This window comes from Candidatus Amarolinea dominans (assembly GCF_016704685.1).
Classification (GTDB): domain Bacteria; phylum Chloroflexota; class Anaerolineae; order SSC4; family Amarolineaceae; genus Amarolinea; species Amarolinea dominans.
The window spans coordinates 134,954-154,766 of sequence record NZ_JADIZS010000023.1 but is presented as its reverse complement, the minus strand read 5'-3'; the positions used below and the strand labels follow the sequence as shown (position 1 = coordinate 154,766).

The following is a 19,813-nucleotide window of genomic DNA, read 5'->3' as shown; positions in this document are numbered from 1 at the left end:
TCTCGCGACTGACGGCGCGTCCGCTGCTGGTCGTCCATCTGCTGGTGGTTTGCAGCCTGCTGTTCTCAGCCGTGGCTGCTGCTACCCCCCCCCCCACCCCCAGATAAATACCGCTACTAAACCCATGTCCCCTGATCCCAATTTCGATCTCATTTCCGATCCCGATGCGACGCCCGCCTGCGGTCGTGCAGTTGACGCTGGCCGCGGCGCGGCAGGTCGAGCCGGCGGGGGTGGTCACCTACACCGTGGTCATCACCAACACCCTGGCCGACCGCGGCTTGAGCGGGCTGGTGGTGAGCGATACCCTGCCGCTGGAACTGGCCTACTGGCCGGCCGGGGAGAGTGAGTTCAGCTACCTGGAGGCCGAACGCCGGCTGGAGTGGGCCATCGGCCAACTGGCCGCGGGCGCCACGCTGACCGGCACGTTCCAGGCGCAGGCGCTGGGCGCGGTCAACGGGCAGGTCATCACGAACACGGTCGCCATCGTGGGCGAGGAGGTGGGCGCAGGGGTGGCGGCCAGTGCGGCGATCACGATCACCGCGGCGCCCTGCCTGGGCGAGGACTGTGCGCCAACGCCGACGGCCGAGCCGCCGACGGCCACGCCGACGGTCGAGCCGCCGCCCTGCCAGGACGAGGAGTGTACGCCAACGCCGACGGCCGAGCCGCCGACCGCCACACCGACGGCGACGGTCGAGCCGCCGCTTTGCCAGGACGAGGAGTGTACGCCAACGCCGACGGCGACTTGGACACCGACGGCCACACCGACGCCGACGGCCACACCGCCGACCAGGGGCCGGTTGAAAGAGGTGTGGCAGGCCAAGACCTGCGATAGCGCCAACCAGGCCGACTGGGCGCGGCCGGCGCTCTACAGCTACGATCTCTACGGCAACCGCACCGGCGAGACCAACGCGGCCGGCGCGACGGCGACCACAGCGTACGATGCGACCTTCAAGACGTACCCGGTGACCCAGACGACCACCCCCGGCGCGGGCGGCGGCGCAACCCTGATGACGAGCAACACCTATTACGGCGTGAGCGGGGCCGAGGCGAACGGCAGCGGGTTGGCGGGCCAGTTGCAGCGCAGCACCGACGCCAACAGCGCAGCGATCCGTCTGACGTATGACGTGTTCGGCCGCGTGACCGAAATCCGCAAGCCGGGCGCGGGGTGGGCGAACCCGGCCACCGAGAAGTACGCCTACACTGACAGCCCTGCGCCGCTGGCGGTCAGACACAGTTTGCGCGACGATCAGAACGGCGACGCGTCGGGCACAGTGACCTACCTGGACGATTGGGCATTTTACGACGGCCTGGGGCAGGTCATCCAGACGCAGCAGGAGGCCGCGTCCGACAGCCAGAGCATCGTGGCCAGCACGCAGTATCACCCGTTGGGCGGGGTCAAGCAACAGAACGTCCCCTATTTCTATGCGGCCGCCGGCGGCGCGTATCGGCCGCCGGACTGGGGCCAGGCCAAGACGCAGACGACCTATGATGCGCTGGGCCGGCCGCTGGTGGTCACGCAGCCTGACAGCTCGACCACCGAGACCCGCTACGCAGTCGAATACAACCCGGCCGACCCGGATTTCAGCGCCCCGCGGCCTGTGGTCTACACCATCGACGCCAACCGGCGCTTCGTGCGTCGTGCGTCCGACGTGTTCGGCAACCTGCGCAGCGTTTCGGAGAGCACCGGTTCGTGGCCGGCTGGCCAGGCCAATCCCACCTGGGGCAGCGAATACCGCACGCGCTACAGCTACGACGTGGCCGGCCGGCTGCTGACGGTGCAGGATCACGCCAGCAACCAGACGACGCTGACCCACGACCTGTTGGGCCGCAAGACGAGCATGAACGATCCGGACATGGGCGCGTGGCAGTATCGCTACGATGCGGTGGGCAACCTGGTTCCCAATCCAGAAAATCCGCAGAATCTGAATCGTTACAGTTATGCCCTGAATAATTCTATCAGGTTCAGCGACCCCAGCGGACACGCAGCGGTATGTGGTACAAGCGTAGATGGTGGTTGTGGTACCATGCCGCTAATTGTACGATCTTTGCCTGCCACTGGCGATTTGATTCTATTACTGGTTGTCGCTTTTGTGTTTACCACTATTGGTGCGATAGGCGCTGGAAGCAATTTGAGCTATATTGTGGCATCGAGACGCTGGGAACAAGAGCATGGCAAACCGATACTTGTCAAGAAAAACATGACTTCGTCATGATGCTCTTTGCTGTGAACCGATTACCTGATAGCGCCCGAAATCGGTGATGATCACGCGGCTATTACGGACGGAAGTTGCGCAATCAGCCGGGATTTCGACCACGAATCGCCATGAAAAGCCCCTGGAATTCGTGAAAATTCGTGCCATTCGTGCCATTCGTGCCATTCGTGGCTGATTCTGCCCTGCAACGGCAACATGACCGGGCGCACGGTGGGCGGCGTGACCTACACCCTGGTCTACGATGCGGAGAACCGGCTGCAGCCGGTAAAGCAGGGAAGCACGGCGCTGGCCAGCTACACCCATGACGCGGACGGCAACCGGGTCAAGGCGGTGATGGGGAGCAGCACGACGGGCGGATTTTTGCCACGAATTGCACGAATTGCCACGAAGGCAGAAGCTCAATTCGTGCAAATTAGTGAAATTCGTGGCAGGGAAATCTGGTCGGACTTTTGCCACGAATTGCACGAATTGACACGAAGACAGAAGCTCGATTCGTGTAAATGAGTGAAATTCGTGGCAGGGAATTGAGGCCCATCGAGACCGACGCGCATCGCCGAGATTCGCTCATGCCCCCAGTCCGCTTCAGCGGACTTCCCATAACAGCCTGAACTTCAGTTCAAGGCTTGGCTTTGACGAATTGCCCGGCCTCAGGTACAATAGTCCGGCGCCTGCTTACAGGCGCCTTTATTTGCGCGGTATGAAGAATGCATCCACATCAAGCGCCAGCGCAGACAACGCCGATGGTGCAAGAAACGAAATGATTAACGAAAAATACGTGGCAAGACGTTCATCGTAAGATAGTAAAGTAAGATAGTAAAAAGGAGATCGTAGAATCGTGGCTCAAATTTCATTAGCGGCGCAGCAGCGCGACCCATCTGCCCATGTCAACCAACTGCGCCAGCAGGGCCTGGTGCCTGCGGTAATGTACGGACACAATATCCCGGCCGAATCCATTCAGATCGAACGGATCAGCCTCGATAAGGCGGTCAAGCAGGGCGCTCTGACCCACCTGACCACGCTCGATCTGGGCACCCGCCAGGTGGCCGTGCTTATCAAGGAACTGCAGCGCCATCCTGTCAAGCGCAATCCATTGCACGTGGACTTCTACCAGGTCTCCATGACGGAAGTGATTGAGATTGCGGTGCCGATCAGGCTGGTTGGCGCACTACAATCTAGCCTGGGCAGTGATTATGTGCTGGTGCATAACCTGGAGGCCGTCATGGTCTCCTGTCTGCCCAGCAACATTCCCAATGCGCTGACGATTGACATCAGCCAACTCACAGCCGAGCACCACATCCTGCACGCCAGAGACCTCGTCATTCCGGCCAACGTTAAATTGGCAATCTCGGCTGACGATGCCGTGGTGATGGTCAGCCGTACCCGCGCCGCCGTCTCTGAAGATACCGGTGAGGCCGCCACGACGAGCACGGCTGCCGAACCGGAAGTCGTGATCAAGGGCAAGGCCGCCAAGGGCGAAGAACTCCCGCCCGAGGATACGAAGAGGAAGTAAGCAACCTCGCTGCTTGTTGGCCGATTCTGCTTATGCTGAAACCGGGTTTCATCACTGAAACCCGGTTTCTTAGTGCTTTTTTATGTTAGAATTCAGCCTTTTGTGCGCGTGAAGTCCACGCTCGACACGACCGCAAGGATCAATGCAACAAAGCGCCGGGTCATGCGACTGCGCGTGGCGCGCGCTGTCAGGAGAACCAGATCATGGCTCATGACAAATTGATTGTTCGCGGAGCACGCGAACACAACCTGAAGAACATCACCGTCGAGTTGCCGCGCGACCAGCTGGTGGTCATCACCGGCCTCTCCGGTTCGGGCAAGTCGTCGTTAGCCTTCGATACGATCTATGCCGAAGGCCAGCGCCGCTACGTCGAGTCCTTGTCGGCCTACGCACGCCAGTTCCTGAGCGTGATGGAAAAGCCTGACGTGGACCACATCGAGGGCCTCAGTCCGGCCATTTCGATTGACCAGAAGGGCGCCAGCCGCAACCCGCGCTCCACCGTGGGCACCACCACCGAGATCTACGACTATTTGCGCCTGCTCTATGCCCGCGTGGGCACACCGCACTGCCCCAACTGCGGCCGCGAGATTGCCCAGCAGAGCGCTCAACAGATTGTGGACTCGATCCTGGAGATGCCAGCCGGCAGCCGTATCCTGATCCTGGCGCCGTTGATCCAGGCGCGCAAGGGCGAGCACAAAGGCATCTTCGAGGATGTGCGCAAGGCCGGCTTCGTACGCGTGCGCGTCAACGGCGAGGTGCATGATGTGGATGAGGAGATCGAGCTCGATCGCTACAAGAATCACACCATCGAAGCGGTGGTGGATCGCCTGGTAGTGGTGAAGGACGGCGAGGGCGCGCTCGATCTTAGCCGCCTGACCGACTCGGTGGAGACCGCGCTGCGTCTGGGCGGCGGCGCCATCCTGGTCAGCGATGTCAGTCAGCGGGACGCGGCTGCGACCGATCGCCTCTACTCCGAGCATTTTGCCTGCGTCCACTGCGGCATCAGCCTGCCGGAGATCGAGCCGCGCACCTTTTCGTTCAACTCACCGCACGGCGCCTGCCAGACCTGCAGCGGCTTGGGCGTGCAGATGGAGTTCGACCCTGAGATGATCGCGTCGAATCCTGATCTGTCGCTGGCAGAGGGCGCGCTCAATGTCAGCGGCTGGGGCAAGCAAGGGCAAAAGGACGAGGAGAATCACTATCGCCAGCTCCTGCGCGCCCTGTGCGCCAAGCACCATATCCCCTTCACGGTTGCGTGGAAGGAATTGAGCAACCGCCAGCGCGAGATCATCCTCTTTGGCGCCGGCCAGGCGGAGTCGGTTGCGATTACGTACCACAACACCGCCGGCCAATTGCGCACCTACGAAACGACTTACGAGGCGGTCATCCCGCACTTGCAGCGGCGCTACCGTGAATCCACCTCTGACTATATCCGCTCCGAGATGGAAGAATTGATGACCTCGCGCCCGTGCCCGGTCTGCGGCGGCAAGCGCCTGCGCCCCGAAGCCCTGGCCGTGACGATCATCAATCAGAACATTGATGTGGTGACGCAGTTCTCAGTGATCGAAGCCCTGGAATGGGTGCGCCTGCTGCAAGGAGAGACGGCGCCGGTCATCACGGTCGCGGCCAATGGCCGCGACGGCGCGCCCGAGAGCCAGCGCGTGGCGAAGTATGGCGATGCCCTGGAGGTGCCTGCGGCCTCACCGCTGACGCAGCGCCAGTGGACCATCGCGCGCCAGATTCTGAAGGAGATTCGCGCCCGGCTCGGCTTCATGGCCGATGTGGGCCTGAACTACCTGTCGCTCAAGCGCGGCACCGCCACGCTGTCTGGCGGCGAGGCGCAGCGCATCCGCCTGGCCACGCAGATCGGCTCGCAGTTGATGGGCGTGCTCTACATCCTGGACGAGCCGTCCATTGGCCTGCATCAGCGCGACAACGCGCGCCTGATTCGCACGCTGATTGCCATGCGCGACCTGGGCAACACCGTGCTGGTGGTTGAGCATGATGAAGAAACGATGCGCGCGGCCGATTGGATCGTGGATATGGGGCCAGGCGCGGGCGAGCACGGCGGTCAGGTGGTCTGCTCCGCGCCGCGCGATCGCTTCATCGAGTGTCCCGACTCGTTGACGGCCCGCTATCTGCGCGGCGAAGAGCGGATCGAGGTGCCGACCAAGCGCCGCGACGGCAACGGCAAGACCCTGCTCATCAAACACGCCACGGAGAACAACCTGCAAGGCGTGGATGTGCGCATTCCCCTGGGCAAGTTCATCTGTGTGACCGGCGTCTCCGGCTCCGGCAAGTCGAGCCTGGTGATCGAGGTGCTCTACAAGCGCCTGGCGCAGAGCCTCTACCGGGCCAAGGACAAGCCGGGCGCGCATGAGACGATCCTGGGCATCGAGCAGTTGGACAAGGTGATTGACATTGACCAGAGCGCGATCGGACGCACGCCGCGCTCCAATCCGGCCACCTATACCGCTCTCTTCGGCCCGCTGCGCGATCTCTTTGCCCGCCTGCCGGACGCCAAACTGCGCGGTTATGGGCCGGGGCGCTTCTCGTTCAATGTCAAGGGCGGGCGCTGTGAGGCCTGCCAGGGCGATGGCACCATTCGCATCGAGATGCAGTTCCTGCCCGATGTTTGGGTGCCATGCGAAGTGTGCCACGGCAAGCGCTACAACCGGGATACGCTGCAAATTTTGTACAAGGGCAAATCCATCGCCGACACGCTCGACATGACGGTGGAAGAGGCGCACGAGTTCTTCAACAACATCCCGGCCATTCGCAACAAGCTCAAGACCCTGGAAGCGGTGGGTCTGGGCTATATCCGCCTGGGGCAGGCAGCCACCACCTTGAGCGGCGGCGAGGCGCAGCGCATCAAGCTGAGCAAGGAGCTGAGCCGTCGCGACACCGGCGATACGCTCTACATCCTGGACGAACCGACGACCGGCCTGCACTTCGCGGACACGCGGCGCCTGCTGCAGGTGCTGCACGACTTGGCCGACCGCGGCAACACCCTGGTGGTCATCGAGCATAACCTGGATGTCATCAAGTCGGCCGACTGGGTGATTGACATGGGGCCGGAGGGCGGCAACGGCGGCGGCCGCATCATCGCCGAGGGACGCCCGGAAGAGGTGGCGCAGGTGTCGGCCTCCTACACCGGCCAGTTCTTGCAGCATGTCTTGCCGCAGATCGGGCGCCTGCCAGTCTCGGCAGCGTTCGACCCGTCCACCCCTGTGAACTAGCCGCTCCTCGGAGGCCGCTGATGGCGCTGTTTCGTGCTCTGACGCACCGATCGTTTGCCCTCCTCTGGGTCGGGCAGACGATCTCGCGCGTCGGCGATCATCTCTATCAGGTGGCACTGGCATGGTGGGTGCTGGAAAAGACCGGCTCCGCGCTGGCGATGGGCACCGTGCTGACCTTTTCGATGGTGCCGATGCTGCTCTTCGTCCTCATCGGCGGCGTGGCGGTGGATCGCCTGCCGCGGGTGCGCCTGCTGCTGATCTCTGACCTGGGCCGGGGCATCGCGGCGGCGGGCGTGGCATGGCTGGCCCTCAGCGGGCGCCTGGAAATCTGGCACATCTACGGGGCCAGCCTGCTCTTCGGCCTGGCCGACGCCTTCTTTCAACCGGCGTATCTGGCCCTGGTACCGGAGTTGACCCCGGTCAGCGCGCTGACCAGCGCCAATTCACTGACCAGCCTCAGCATGCAGGCCGGCCGCATCGTGGGGCCGGCCCTGGGCGCGGCTCTTGTGGGCCTGGGTGGCACCACGCTGGCCTTTGCCGGCAATGCGCTCTCGTTTTTTGCCGCAGCGCTTTTGGTGCTGCCGCTCCTGCGCCTGTCCACCGCGCCTGCGCCGTCTGCGTCCCAGGGCGTGCATGGGATCGGGCGCGATCTGCGCGAAGGGCTGGCGGTGGTCGCCGGCAGTCCCATTCTGTGGGTGACAATCCTCTTGTTTTCCCTGACCAACATCACGCTGGCCGGGCCGTTTGCGGTGGCGCTACCTTTCCTGGTCAAAGATCACCTGCACGGTGATGTGCGCACCCTGGGCCTGCTTTATGCTGTCTTTCCCATCGGCTATGTCCTCGGCGGGCTGTGGATGGGGCGTTACCCGCGCTTACGTTGGCGCGGTTTGGTGTCCTACGGCGGCGCCATCGTGGCGGGCCTGGGGCTGGCCGTGCTGGGCGCCAACGTGCCGCTGGTCGTCATCTTGCTGGCGGCCCTCATCAACGGCGCGGCGCTGGAGGTCTTTGGCCTGATCTGGACGAACATCCTGCAAACTGTGGTGCCGGGCGACAAGCTGGGCCGTGTGGCGAGCTTTGACATGCTCGGCTCCTTCATGCTGCTGCCGATTGGCTACGGACTGACCGGCTGGGCCACCGAGGCGCTGGGGCCGGCCCTCGTTTTCATCGCTGGCGGTCTGTTGACGGCATTGATTACCGCGCTCGGCCTGTTGCATCCCGCGGTGCGCCGTTTCGATTGAGTGCGACCTCACCCCCTTCTCCTCTCCGCAGAGCGGAGAGGAGAAGGGGCAGGGGATGAGGTGAGGTCACTGGCAGGCGCCGTAGGCGAGTGAGGTCACGAGTTTTCCGTCCGCGCTGAGCAGGTCGGCGCGATCGCCGCCGTTGTTCCAAACGGTATCTTCTGTCCATTTGAGATCGGTCGGCGGTTTGTTCAGCGCCTGCGGGCCGCTGTGGATGCGCACGCTGGCGCCAGACGCCAGGGTTAGATCAGCCGGAAGAACAAAGACCTGCTCAGGGATCAAGCGACAAGGAGTGCCGCCGTAGCTCTGCAAACGCCAGCCGGCCAGTGACTGCGGCGCGGTACTCTGGTTCGTCACTGTGACCACCTCATCGTCGCCGGCGTACATCATGCCGGTGATGGCGATCGAGCTATTGACGCTGCGCGTGGCCGCCGGCGCCGGGGTGGGCGTACGCGTCAGGGCAGTGGCGGCAAGTGTCGGCCGTGCAGTAGGCGTGCGCGCCACGGTCGTGGCTGACAGCGGCGGCCGTTTGATGTCACCAGCGCAGGTTTGCGGTGACCAGAGGCCACGCCCTTGCTCTTGCGCCAGCTGCTGCGCCTCACGAAAGACACGATTCAGAGAATAGGGCCGGTCCCTGTAGTAGGTGTACTCCAGCGCAAAGCCCTGCGCAATCGCCTCCAGATTGAACAGACGGCCATCGCTCAGCCACACATAACGCAGCCAGCGCCCGTACTGATCTTTGTCGTCCTGCTGCGGGTCATCCTGCAGATAAACGGTTGCGCCGGCGAGAAGGCGCTTGGCGTTGGCCGAAGCCTCATTGCCGAAGCACTGCGCCGTCCGATAGGGTCCCACCACTTCAGGCGTGTTGATGCCCAACAGGCGCACGCTGACCGTCTGACTGTCAATGCGTACATCAATGGTGTCGCCATCAATCACGCTCAGCACCTTCCCTTGCGGCAGGTTGAGTGGCTGGTCAGGATAGTTGGGCAGGCGCAGCGGCGTTGGCGTGACCACGCTTATCGTCGCGGTTGGCTGCCTCGTTGGCGTCCGCGTGACCACGCTCACCGTCGCTGCCAGCGACGCCGTTGGCGTTGGCAATCCCTTGGGGGCCGGGGTGCGCGCCTGACAGGCGCTGAGCGCCACAATCAACACCACCGGCGCCCATCGCCGCACAAAACCGATCAAATCCACAACCAAACTCCTATCTGTTCTTTGCAGAGATTAGAGATCAGAGAATAGAGACCAGGTTTGTGGAAAAAGGGAGTTGTGTGAACTGGAGTTTCAGGTCGCCAGTCTTCAATCTCCGGTCTCCAATCTCCGGTCTCCGCTCCCTGCCACGAATTTCACCAATTTCCACGAATCTCCAATCTCCGGTCTCAAATCTCCGCTCCCTGCCACGAATTTCACCAATCTCCACGAATCTCCGGTCTCCGGTCTCCAATCTCCGGTCTCCAATCTCCAACCCCAGCAGCCTCTCCTTTCTCCACAACCCCCAACGAAATCCCCCCAGGCCGCCATCGCTGCGCTGCGCCCGGTGACAGGGAATGACCAGTGAAACTGGATTTGTGGCGCAGGCGTGCCCCACTGCGCGGGCGCCATTCTTCATCTGCAATGCGCTGGCGATCTCGCCATAGCTCGAAGTGGCGCCGTAAGGAATCGCCTGCAGCGCCCGCCAGACGCGCCATTGAAAGGGCGTGCCGGGGATGTCGAGCGGCAGGGCGATGTCTTGCACGGCGCCGGTCAGGAAGGCGACCAGGGTTTGCGACCAGGCTTCCAGGGTATCTGTGGCCGGTGACAGGGTGGCCGTGGGATACTCTGCCTGCAACGCGGCAAGCAGGGTGGCGTCATGAGCGCCGAGGGCGACGAAACTCAGACCGTTGCTCGTGCCGGCCGTCAACAGCCGCCCCAGGGGTGAATCTACACAGTTCCAGGCCAAATTCATGGAATGAACCGACTGCCTTTCAGTTGACTGATTCGGGTCCGAAAACAGATGATAGCCTGGCATGCGCGGCTAGTCAAGTTCATCTTCTTCCAAAATCATTCCGAGGGCGTGGCGGTTGCACGCAAGGTGCTTTGACATGTGTGTGCTGTGCGCTACAATAGAGGCGCCCGGCGACTGCAAGTCGCTGCAACGGCTGCGAAGCCCACCAATTTGATAACTCAGTATAACCTGCGTGGGCTGTTGCCCCAAGTCGGGACACGAGGAGACTTTCTACAGTATGACCATGGGCGTGAGCGATTTGTTGGCACACATTCCGTCCGCCGGCTGTGCGGCGCCTGGCCTTGCGGGTCAGGCCGGCTGCGCAGCGCGCCCTGCGGCAGGGGCATCCCTGGTTGTTCGAGCAAGCGGTGATCCAGCAGCCGGACACGCCGGGAAATCCAGGCGATCTGGCTGTCATCTTCGACGATCAGCGGCGCTTCCTCGCCATCGGCCTCTATGACCCCACCTCGCTGATTCGGGTGCGTATTTTGCAGCGCGGCGCACCGGCCACGATCAATCAAACCTGGTTTGCTGCCCAGTTGGCCGCGGCCGCGGCCCGCCGCGCCGCCTTGCCCGGTCAGGGCACCACCGGCTATCGGCTGCTGCACGGCGAGAACGATGGCCTGCCCGGCCTGGTCATTGACCGTTACGACGCGGTTCTGGTGCTGAAGATCTACACCCTGGCCTGGATTCCCCACCTGACGACTGTGCTTGCCGCGCTGGCGGAGGTCATCCCGGCGCAGGCCGTGGTGTTGCGCCTCAGCCGCGATCTGCAACGCCAACCGGTGTGGCTGCACGGCCTGGCTGATGGCATGACCCTGGCCGGCGATCTGCCCGATGCGGCTGTACGCTTTCATGAGAATGGACTGTGCTTCGAGGCCGATGTGCTGCGCGGCCAGAAGACCGGCTTCTTCTTCGATCAACGCGAAAACCGGGCACGCGTCGCCACGCTGGCCGCGGATCGCCGCACGCTGAACGTCTTTGCCTACACCGGCGGTTTTTCGCTCTACGCCGCGTCCGGCGGCGCGCCGGAGGTGCTGAGCCTGGACCTCAGCGCGCCGGCCCTGGCCGCGGCCGTGCGCAACTTCGAGTTGAACCGGCATCTGCCGGCCGTGGCCGCGGCGACGCACACCGTGCTGGCGGCCGACGCGTTCGATGCCCTGGCCGCGCTACGGGAACGCGGGCAGCGTTTCGACCTGGTGATCGTGGACCCACCGGCCCTGGCGAAGCAGGAGAGTGAGGTGAACGGGGCCTTGCGTGCCTATCGGCGCTTGACCCACCTGGCCCTGGGGGTGCTGGAGCCCGCGGGCACGCTGGTCATGGCCTCGTGCTCCAGCCGGGTCAGCGCCGCGGACTTCTACGCAACCGTGGAGCCGGCCGCGGTCGAAGCTGGTCGTCCACTGCAACCCTTTGCGCATTCCGGTCACGCCGTGGACCACCCCATCGGCTTCGCAGAGGGCGCGTATCTCAAATGCCTGTTTGCCACGGTGCGGTGAGCCCGAGGCATGCCGGCTTTTCTCCAAACGTAGATGCACTTCCGTAGCTCCTCGCGCCCGTGTTCACCCATCTGCTGACTGCTGTTGCCTTTGCCGTTGGGTAATATCAGGATCTGATGGATGCCAAAATCCAGTTTTTCCGCAATGGCGGAAAGTATCATGTCCACGGCGATGCTGGCGCCCGCATATCTGACGTTGTCATTGACCATGAACAAGGCGCCACCGGGCTTCAGCACGCGTGAACACTCAGCAATAATACAGGCCATCTCGTAGAAATAGCCCCTGACCATGCGTGGAATGCCGTTGTTGTTCAGCAGGCCGCGCGCTTTCTGATCTTCAAGGTATTCCAGAATGGCTTGCAGGAGTTCCGTGCCATCGGCGGCAGCAACAGCCGCCGTCCAGCCCGGGTTCATCGCCAGCAAGTCCTTGGCTCGGTTTTCGACGGTGCAGCTCAACATCTCCTGGCGCAAATGAGATAGCTGCTTTTCATCCGTTCCCAGTAATGCCAACTCCAATGCATAGGTGCGCGTGTAGTCATACCGGTTGCAGTAAGGCGGAGATGTCATGATCGCATCGTAAACGCCCCGGCCAAGGGTGGGCATCACGTGCAAACATGAGCCATCGTATAGGTGAATTCCACCTTGCGCCGTTGTGGTTGGGAAAAAACTCATTTGCGCTGTGACCGGCTGCAGGTCCTCAACCATCTCGTTGATTTTTTCGGCAATCGCCTGGTCAAAACTCAGGATGATGCCTTTGTCGAATGGCTTTGCGCCCTGCTTGCGGCCGGAACGATAGTCCCAGCGCAAATACTGCCCGTCTTTGCGCGTATAGCTAATGGCTTCGAGGATGCACAGTAAGGCGAAGCGTAGAACAGTTTGCACCTGAGGGTTTTCGCACCGGCTGACGGCAAGGTATTTTTCAATAGCTGTCTTGGTGCTATCTGGATAAGCCCCTTTTGTAATCCGCAATTCGGGTAAAGGCGTGTGGTTTGCGTTCGCTTGCCAAACGCGATCTGTCACCCACCGGCGCAATGTCTCGAAATCCTCCGGTGTAAAATCGGCTTCCAGCAAAGTCTTGGTGGCAATAATCTGCTGACCGATGGGCAGAAGTTCAATGCCCTCTGAATCAAGCCCGAGCGCGCTGGCTGCAAACAGCGTAGTGCCGCTGCCCGCAAAGGGATCGAGGATTTTTCCCTGCATGACGCCGTATTTCTGAAACAGGTATTCGACCAAAGCGGCTGAGAACGCCTCTTTGTACTTGTACCAGCGATACACCGGGCGCGTCTTATTGGCCTGAAAACTAACCAACGCGCGCGTGAGTGCCGGCTGAACCTGAAACTTCTGCCTGAAATGGTGCTCCAACTCGTGATCGAGCCGTGCAATGTCGTCCAGGATGATCGTCATGTTTGCTGTCTGATGTGGGCTTTCTTTGTTCATTGCCAAGTTGCTTTGTCAGTTGAATCCATGTACCCAGAGTATACCACACGATCTGCCTGTCAAACCATTGCGCTCCGTCGTTCTGATTGAAAACGATCATTTGACAACGGCCATGTTGTCTGGTACACTAGATTTAGTCTTGACTAAAATTAGTTTTTGCTAATGAGAAACTATGGAGGAACCTATGTCTGAACCGGCGAGAGCCTTGTTGTTTGCCGCCGTTCTGATGGCGCTGGCGTCGGGCTTGTTGTGGCCGCAGCATGGTCTGATCAGCCGCTGGCGGCAGGCACGTCGCGCCACGACGCGCGTCTTGACCGAAGATGCCCTGAAGCATTTGCACTGGTGTGCAGTCAACCAGCAGCAGCCCACCATTCACAGCCTGGCGGGCGTCCTGCAAATCTCCGAAAACCGCACCGCCGACCTGTTGACGGCGATGCAGAATCGCAACCTGCTGGAGGTGCGGCCTGACGGCCTGCAGTTGACCACCGCCGGCATGGAGTACGCGCTGCACATGGTGCGCGCCCACCGTTTGTGGGAGCGCTATCTGGCCGATGAAACCGGCTACCAGCCGTTGGCCTGGCATGAGCTGGCCGACCAGATGGAACACCGCCTGACGCCGGCCGCGGCCAACGCGTTGGCCGCCACCCTCGGCAATCCAACCTACGACCCGCACGGCGATCCGATTCCGAGCGCCGAAGGTGATGTGCTGGTCAATCGCAGTCAACCGCTGACCGCGATGCAGCCGCAGCAGGCCGTGCGCATCGTACACCTGGAAGACGAACCGGCTGTGGTCTATGCGCAGTTGGTGGCCGAAGGCTTCTACCCCGGCATGGAGGCTCAAATTCTGGAAATGACGCCGCAGCGCGTGCGTCTGTGGGCCGACGGCAATGAGCACATCCTGGCGCCCATCGTGGCGGCCAACATCAATGTGCGGCCGCTGGAGGTGGCGCTGACTGCCGCGGTCGAACCAACCCTGGCCGATCTCAAGCCTGGCGAGCAGGGCCGCGTGGTGCGCATCTCCGCACGCTGCCGCGGGGCCGAACGCCGGCGCTTCCTTGACCTGGGCATCCTGCCCGGCACCTTGATCGGGGCCGAGATGCGCAGCCTGAGCGGCGACCCCACCGCGTATCGCATTCGTGAGGCGCTGATTGCGCTGCGTCGTGAACAGGCCGCGCTGATTGCCATCAGCCCGGCCGCGGAGGCCACACTATGAGTGAATCGTCCAACTATCGCCCCACGCCCATCCCGCCCATGCCGGCCGCCCACGCCAGTTGTGAGGCGTGCCCTGTGCATAACGCGGCCAATCTGCTCAAACTGGGCGTGGACATGACCAATTGGGATTTCGTCGTCGCCCTGGCGGGCAATCCCAATGTGGGTAAAAGCACCGTTTTCAATGCCTTGACCGGCTTGCGTCAGCACACCGGCAACTGGCCTGGCAAAACCGTGACGCGCGCGGAGGGCGGCTTCGATTACGGCGGGCAACGCTTCAAGCTGGTAGACCTGCCCGGCGCCTATTCGCTGCTGGCCACGAGCCTGGATGAAGAAGTGGCGCGCGACTTTATCCTCTTTGGACAGCCGGACGTGACCCTGGTGGTCGCGGATGCCAGCCGCCTGGAGCGAAACCTGAACCTGGTGCTGCAAGTGCTGGAGATTACCGATCGGGTGGTGGTCTGCCTCAACCTGATAGATGAGGCGCAGCGGCACGGGGTCAGCGTGGACGCCCGTCACCTGGCGCGACGGCTGGGAGTGCCGGTGGTGCCCACGACTGCCCGTTATGGCAAGGGTCTGCAAGACCTGCTGCAGGCCATGAGTGAGGTGGCGACAGGACGCACCGTTTGCCGACCCCATCGCATCACAACCGAGCCTGCAGAGCTGAAAAATGCGGTGGACGCGCTCGTCGCGCAGATTCACACCCTCTACCCGGCCCTGCCCAATGCACGTTGGGTGGCGAGGCGCCTGCTCGATGGCGATGAGCGCATCATCCAGGCCCTGCGTCGCGGTGAGTTGGGCGATTTGACCCGCACCGAGGCCGAAGCCATGACCGGTAACCTGCAATTACGCCTGGAGGCCGCATGAACAGCACGATGCAACTGACAGCCGAAGAGATCATTGCCAATGCCAATCGGCTGCGCTGGCAGATTGGGAGTGATTTTCACGAGAGGGTTGTGGAGGCCACGTTCACCGAGGCTGCCAACCTGGCCGATAGTGTCGTGACGCGGCCGGACCGGCAGGCGCGCCCCACCCTGGACAAGACGATTGACCGCCTGGTCACCAGTCGCATGTGGGGTCTACCCATCATGTTCTTGCTTTTTGCACTGGTTTTTTGGATCACGATCACCGGCGCGAACGTCCCTTCCAAGATGCTCGATTCGCTCCTCATCGGCCAGGTCTACCCCTGGCTGCACCAGGTGGCCGATGCCATTCGCCTGCCGTGGTGGCTCAGCGGGCTGCTGCTGGACGGCATGTACCTGGCGACGGCCTGGGTAGTCGCGGTGATGCTGCCGCCGATGGCGATTTTCTTCCCGCTCTTCACCCTGCTGGAGGATTTTGGCTATCTGCCGCGCGTGGCGTTCAACCTGGACAACATCTTCAAGAAATCGGGCGCGCACGGCAAACAGGCGCTGAGCATGATGATGGGCTTTGGCTGCAACGCGGCCGGCGTCGTCGCCACTCGCATCATTGACAGCCCCCGCGAGCGCCTGATCGCCATGCTGACCAACAACTTCGCCCTGTGCAACGGTCGTTGGCCCACGCAAATCCTCATCGCCACCGTCTTCATCGGCGCGCTGGTGCCCGCCTATCTCGGCGGCATCATCTCTGCGCTGGCGGTGATGGCAGTCGCCACCCTGGGTGTTCTGTTCACGTTTGTAGCGTCGTGGAGCCTCTCGCGCACCGTGCTCAAGGGCCAGGTCTCCACCTTCAGCCTGGAGCTGGCGCCCTATCGCCCGCCGCGTATCCTGCAAACGCTGTACACTTCGATGATTGACCGCACGATGTCGGTGCTGTGGCGCGCGGTCGTCTTCGCCATGCCGGCCGGCGCGGTCATCTGGCTGGTGTCGAACATCCACCTCGGCCAGCCCAGCCTGGCCGAGCACCTGGTCAACCTGCTGAATCCGCTCGGGCTGCTCCTGGGCCTCAACGGCGTCATCATGCTGGCCTATATCGTCGCCATTCCGGCCAATGAGATCGTCGTGCCCACCATTCTGATGCTGACCGTCCTGGTCACCGGCATGACCGGCGCAGGGCAGGGCGCAGGCGTCATGTTCCAGACCGACACGGTGGAGTCAACCGCTGCGCTTTTCCAGGCCGGCGGCTGGACCCTGCTCACCGCGGTCAACCTGATGCTTTTTAGCCTGCTGCACAACCCGTGCAGCACAACCATCTATACGATCTACAAGGAATCGGGCAGCGTCAAATGGACCGTCATCGCTTCGCTGCTGCCGCTGGCCATGGGCTTTGGCGTGACCTTCCTGGTCGCTCAGGTCTGGCGTTTGCTGGGCGGAGGATAAGCCGGGAAAGACTCATGGCGGGCGGATGTACAACTCGGCGCCGCCCGCCATGGTGTCCTGTTGAGCGTAATTGTGCTGTTTGGCGTAATCGCGCAGCGACGCGTCCAGGTCGCCCTCGAAGCCAACCAGGATCGCGACCGGGGGATCAGCGTCCAGCAGCTCATGCACCGTCTGCGGGGAGGCGCCGACGAAACGTTGGCGCTGGGCCGGCGTGAGCAGATCGCCCACGCGAAACAAGAACGGCCCGGTAGCCAACTGCGGATAGATCGGCAGATTGGCTTCGATGACGTAGACGGGCGACAGGGTAGCTATCTTGCCGGTTGGGCCAACGCCAGCCGTTTCCAGGGCCTGGCGTATGCTCATGGCGACTTGGTGTACGTAGACACCGCTCCAGGTCTGAGGATCAAGCAGGCGCGTGATTGACCGCTGCAAGCCAGGTCCGCTGAAGGCAACAGACACCAGCACCAGCATGGGCAGCAGGACGCGGCGCCAACGGAAGTCAGCGGCGGCGTGTGGCGCCCAGGCGTAGATCAGGAGCAGAAACAGGCAACTGACGGGTAGCGCAAAATATTGAAAGAAAGAGGGCGCCGGCGCCAGCGCCGTCGGCACGGCCACCAGGAATAGTAGCATTGCCAGCAGCGCGCCCGACGGCAGGCGTCTGCCGGTTGGTCGTTGGCCGGCAAAGCGGCCGAGCGAGAGTCCGATTGCCAGCAAAACCCCCGCGATCAAGATCAGGTTATCGGTGCGTGTCAGAATCTGGCGGGCGAAGTCCAGCCTGGCCGCAACCGACATGGCTCCGGCATAACCCGTCAGCAGGCGCCACTGTGTGTTGAGCGCATGGTAGCCCAGGTTGTTGAAGAGAAACCGATCCCAATCGAAAAGGTAGCCCACCAACGGCAGCAAGCCGAGCGCAAGGCCGCCCATGAACGGCGCCAGGCCGTGTGTGAGCCGGTATCTGAGCGCGGCGGCCGGCGTGCCATTTTCCACCGGCAGCCGGCTCATGGCGATCAGGAATGGCACGACGGTCGGCGCGTAGGTCAGCTTGCTGCCGATGGCTAATGCCAGGCAAAAGCCGGAGAGCGCCAGACCGAGGGATTTGACCCGCGCCTGGTCGGTTGACACGAGAAAAGCGTAGAAGCTGAGCAGTGACAGGGCCAGCGGCGCGATGTAGTTGGACACCTCCGCGGCCGGCCCGATGATGGTCATGTTCAACAGGAACAGGGCGACGATGCCGAGCGCCGGCGCAAGCTGCCCCAGGACACGGCGGCCGATCAGAAACAGGGTCGCGGCCGACAGGCCCAGGAAGAAACAACTGACCACCTTGCCGGCGAGCAGATAGTAAGCCTGGATGGGCAGCCACTGCAAGAGCTTGCCATACAACAGGGGCAGATAGGGCATCTGCAGATAGGCGAAATCGCGGTAGATGACCTTGTTCTGCGCCACCTGGACGCCGGCCGCGAGGTACATGTGCTCGTTATGGTCGAACACGGTCAGGATGACGCCGATGGCGCCGGCAAACGCCACCGCGACGCACAGGGCCATGCCCCAGATCAACAGACGACTGCCCTTCACATCATCCTCTTCGCCGCGGTCACCGCGGCCCAATTCCGCAGGATGCCATGACGGCCCGCACCGGGTTCGGAATGTGTCATAACCACGTTACCAGCCAGCCTCTTTGAGAATAGATCGCCGCGCCCCGCCTGACGGTTTAGCGCTGGCCCATCATAAACCGTTTGCCGCGCAATGCCAAATGGGAAGATCAAGATTGCGAACGCAGATATGCTGCAAGCTGTGCGCGTCCATTATTGATGACTTTAGCGTTTCGTTGTATGATGCAAGCCGAGCAACCTCTGTGACCCAACCCTGCCTGCAACAGGGACACTCTGTGCGATGGTGCATAAGGAGCGAACAATGCGTGTGCGCAAACTTTTTTCTTTGACCGTTCTCCTGGTTCTGTTGACCGCCCTGACCGGCGCGGCCGGCGGGGCGCCGTTGGCCGGGGTCTGCATCCCTGGCGGCGCCTACGACCCCGCCTGTGATGTGGACCATGACGGCGATGTAGACATCTTCGATGTCCAACTGACCGCTGGCCATTGGAGTCAGAATGGCGTCTATGTGAGCGACAACAATCACAACCATCTGGGGCAAACCTGGACCGGCGCGGACAATCCCATCACGATTCAAGGATCATTTGCCGGGCCTGCCCTGACCGTGAACAACAGCGCTGGCCTTGGCCTGCGCGTGGGAACGGGCGGCCTCAACGTGAGTTCGGCCGTTGACGACGGCGTATTGGTGGGCACAGTCGGCGGCGATGGCGTTTACATCTATTCTGCCGGTGAGAACGGCGTGCGTATCAGTTCGGCGGGCGGCTACGGCTTGATCGTTGGCCATACCGCGTACGATGGTGTGTTCATCGTCTCGGCGGACAGCACTGGCCTGAATGTGCAATTGGCGGAAACCGGGGCCTATGTCGCGTCGGCCGGTTGGAACGGCATGGTGGTAGAGGCAGCCGGCGGCGACGGCATGCGGGTTGTGTCGGCGACCTATAATGGCGTCTACGCCAATACGACGCAGGCCAGTGGTGAATGGGGCTTCTACACGCCGGATAAGATTCATGGCAGTAACGTGCTCCTGGAGTCCGTCTCGCTGGTGGCGCAGGTGAGCGGCGCCGAAAGCCTGACGGCTGGCGACCTGGTGATGGCGGCCGGGATAGCCGACCCGCTGCCGGGCAGCACGGTGCATCTACCCCAGGTGAAGCGCGCGGCCGGCGCCCCTGGCGGCGTGATCGGGGTTGTGGAAGGGCGCCTGGCCCTGACATCCCGCCCCAGACCGGCGTCCGCGCTGGGCGAAAGCGCGGCGCAGGCGTCCGAACTGCATCGCGCCGAAGGGCCGGCTCAGCCGGGCGACTATGTGGCGCTGACGGTGGCAGGCGCGGCGCGGGTGAGGGTTTCGGCTGCGGATGGCCCGGTGACGGTGGGTCAACGGCTGACCGCCGCGGACCTGGCCGGCCACGCGCGCGCCCTGCGCACCCGCACCCTCGACGGTATGATCGTTAGCGAGGGCGCGCCCGTCATTGGGACGGCGCTGGAGCCGCTGGCCGCCGGCGAAGGGTTGATCTGGGTGCTGGTCAACGTGCAATAGGCCCTCTTGTCAGCGGCGCCAGATTGTGATACTATGGGCATCGTCGAAAG

12 protein-coding genes and 1 pseudogene are annotated in these 19,813 nt (G+C 62.6%); 9 read left to right on the top strand and 4 right to left on the bottom strand.

Annotation, left to right across the window (positions count from 1 at the left end):
* Window positions 1–164 precede the first annotated feature (164 nt).
* The 5 genes from IPF85_RS16695 to IPF85_RS16675 all read left to right on the top strand — a co-directional run bounded on the left by IPF85_RS16695 (window position 165) and on the right by IPF85_RS16675 (window position 8,200).
* A complete protein-coding gene (locus IPF85_RS16695) occupies window positions 165–2,213 on the top strand; it encodes a hypothetical protein (RefSeq protein WP_343409204.1) in 2,049 nt (682 codons plus the stop codon).
* Window positions 2,214–2,408: 195 nt separating this feature from the next.
* Window positions 2,409–2,717 (top strand): hypothetical protein, encoded by a 309-nt coding sequence (locus IPF85_RS16690; protein ID WP_343409203.1) that lies wholly within the window; start codon window positions 2,409–2,411, stop codon window positions 2,715–2,717.
* A gap of 331 nt (window positions 2,718–3,048) precedes the next feature.
* Window positions 3,049–3,723 (top strand): 50S ribosomal protein L25, encoded by a 675-nt coding sequence (locus tag IPF85_RS16685; protein WP_343409202.1) that lies wholly within the window; start codon window positions 3,049–3,051, stop codon window positions 3,721–3,723.
* 203 nt (window positions 3,724–3,926) lie between these two features.
* Window positions 3,927–6,962: an excinuclease ABC subunit UvrA gene (uvrA, locus tag IPF85_RS16680; protein WP_343409201.1), complete on the top strand. Its 3,036-nt coding sequence runs from the start codon at window positions 3,927–3,929 to the stop codon at window positions 6,960–6,962.
* Window positions 6,963–6,982: 20 nt separating this feature from the next.
* Window positions 6,983–8,200, top strand: a complete 1,218-nt coding sequence (locus tag IPF85_RS16675; RefSeq protein ID WP_343409200.1) for an MFS transporter — start codon at window positions 6,983–6,985, stop codon at window positions 8,198–8,200.
* Between the two features lie 66 nt (window positions 8,201–8,266).
* On the opposite strand, the gene IPF85_RS16670 is transcribed toward IPF85_RS16675, so the two are convergent.
* Together IPF85_RS16670 and IPF85_RS16665 are read right to left on the bottom strand one after the other, a co-directional pair.
* Window positions 8,267–9,391: a thermonuclease family protein gene (locus IPF85_RS16670; RefSeq protein WP_343409199.1), complete on the bottom strand. Its 1,125-nt coding sequence runs from the start codon at window positions 9,389–9,391 to the stop codon at window positions 8,267–8,269.
* A 37-nt stretch (window positions 9,392–9,428) separates the two neighbouring features.
* Entirely contained in the window at window positions 9,429–10,142 is a 714-nt protein-coding gene (locus IPF85_RS16665) for a methylated-DNA--[protein]-cysteine S-methyltransferase (protein ID WP_343409198.1), read from the bottom strand.
* Window positions 10,143–10,483: 341 nt separating this feature from the next.
* Between IPF85_RS16665 and IPF85_RS16660 the strand changes: the two genes are divergently transcribed.
* Window positions 10,484–11,677, top strand: a complete 1,194-nt coding sequence (locus IPF85_RS16660; RefSeq protein WP_343409197.1) for a class I SAM-dependent rRNA methyltransferase — start codon at window positions 10,484–10,486, stop codon at window positions 11,675–11,677.
* On the opposite strand, the gene IPF85_RS16655 is transcribed toward IPF85_RS16660, so the two are convergent.
* Entirely contained in the window at window positions 11,605–13,080 is a 1,476-nt protein-coding gene (locus IPF85_RS16655) for a DNA methyltransferase (RefSeq protein WP_343409196.1), read from the bottom strand. The two genes, IPF85_RS16660 and IPF85_RS16655, sit on opposite strands and share 73 nt — an antisense overlap.
* 217 nt (window positions 13,081–13,297) lie before the next feature.
* Here IPF85_RS16655 and IPF85_RS16650 point away from each other — a divergent pair, with 217 nt between their 5' ends.
* The gene (locus IPF85_RS16650) at window positions 13,298–14,326 is read left to right on the top strand and encodes a metal-dependent transcriptional regulator (RefSeq protein WP_343409195.1); all 1,029 of its coding nucleotides are present in this window, start codon (window positions 13,298–13,300) and stop codon (window positions 14,324–14,326) included.
* Window positions 14,327–14,364: 38 nt separating this feature from the next.
* A pseudogene (gene feoB / locus IPF85_RS16645) lies at window positions 14,365–16,622 on the top strand (ferrous iron transport protein B).
* A 12-nt stretch (window positions 16,623–16,634) separates the two neighbouring features.
* Here feoB and IPF85_RS16640 read toward each other — a convergent pair.
* Window positions 16,635–18,194 (bottom strand): hypothetical protein, encoded by a 1,560-nt coding sequence (locus IPF85_RS16640; protein ID WP_343409194.1) that lies wholly within the window; start codon window positions 18,192–18,194, stop codon window positions 16,635–16,637.
* Between the two features lie 339 nt (window positions 18,195–18,533).
* Between IPF85_RS16640 and IPF85_RS16635 the strand changes: the two genes are divergently transcribed.
* Complete coding sequence (locus IPF85_RS16635) at window positions 18,534–19,763, top strand: hypothetical protein (protein ID WP_343409193.1); 1,230 nt, start codon at window positions 18,534–18,536, stop codon at window positions 19,761–19,763.
* Window positions 19,764–19,813: the final 50 nt, after the last annotated feature.

Coding starts and splice junctions, on each gene's coding strand:
- IPF85_RS16655 (WP_343409196.1), bottom strand. CDS start 13,080: ATGACGATCATCCTGGACGACATTGCACGGCTCGATCACGAGTTGGAG.
- IPF85_RS16665 (WP_343409198.1), bottom strand. CDS start 10,142: ATGAATTTGGCCTGGAACTGTGTAGATTCACCCCTGGGGCGGCTGTTG.
- IPF85_RS16635 (WP_343409193.1), top strand. CDS start 18,534: ATGCGTGTGCGCAAACTTTTTTCTTTGACCGTTCTCCTGGTTCTGTTG.
- IPF85_RS16690 (WP_343409203.1), top strand. CDS start 2,409: ATGACCGGGCGCACGGTGGGCGGCGTGACCTACACCCTGGTCTACGAT.
- IPF85_RS16675 (WP_343409200.1), top strand. CDS start 6,983: ATGGCGCTGTTTCGTGCTCTGACGCACCGATCGTTTGCCCTCCTCTGG.
- IPF85_RS16695 (WP_343409204.1), top strand. CDS start 165: ATGCGACGCCCGCCTGCGGTCGTGCAGTTGACGCTGGCCGCGGCGCGG.
- uvrA (WP_343409201.1), top strand. CDS start 3,927: ATGGCTCATGACAAATTGATTGTTCGCGGAGCACGCGAACACAACCTG.
- IPF85_RS16650 (WP_343409195.1), top strand. CDS start 13,298: ATGTCTGAACCGGCGAGAGCCTTGTTGTTTGCCGCCGTTCTGATGGCG.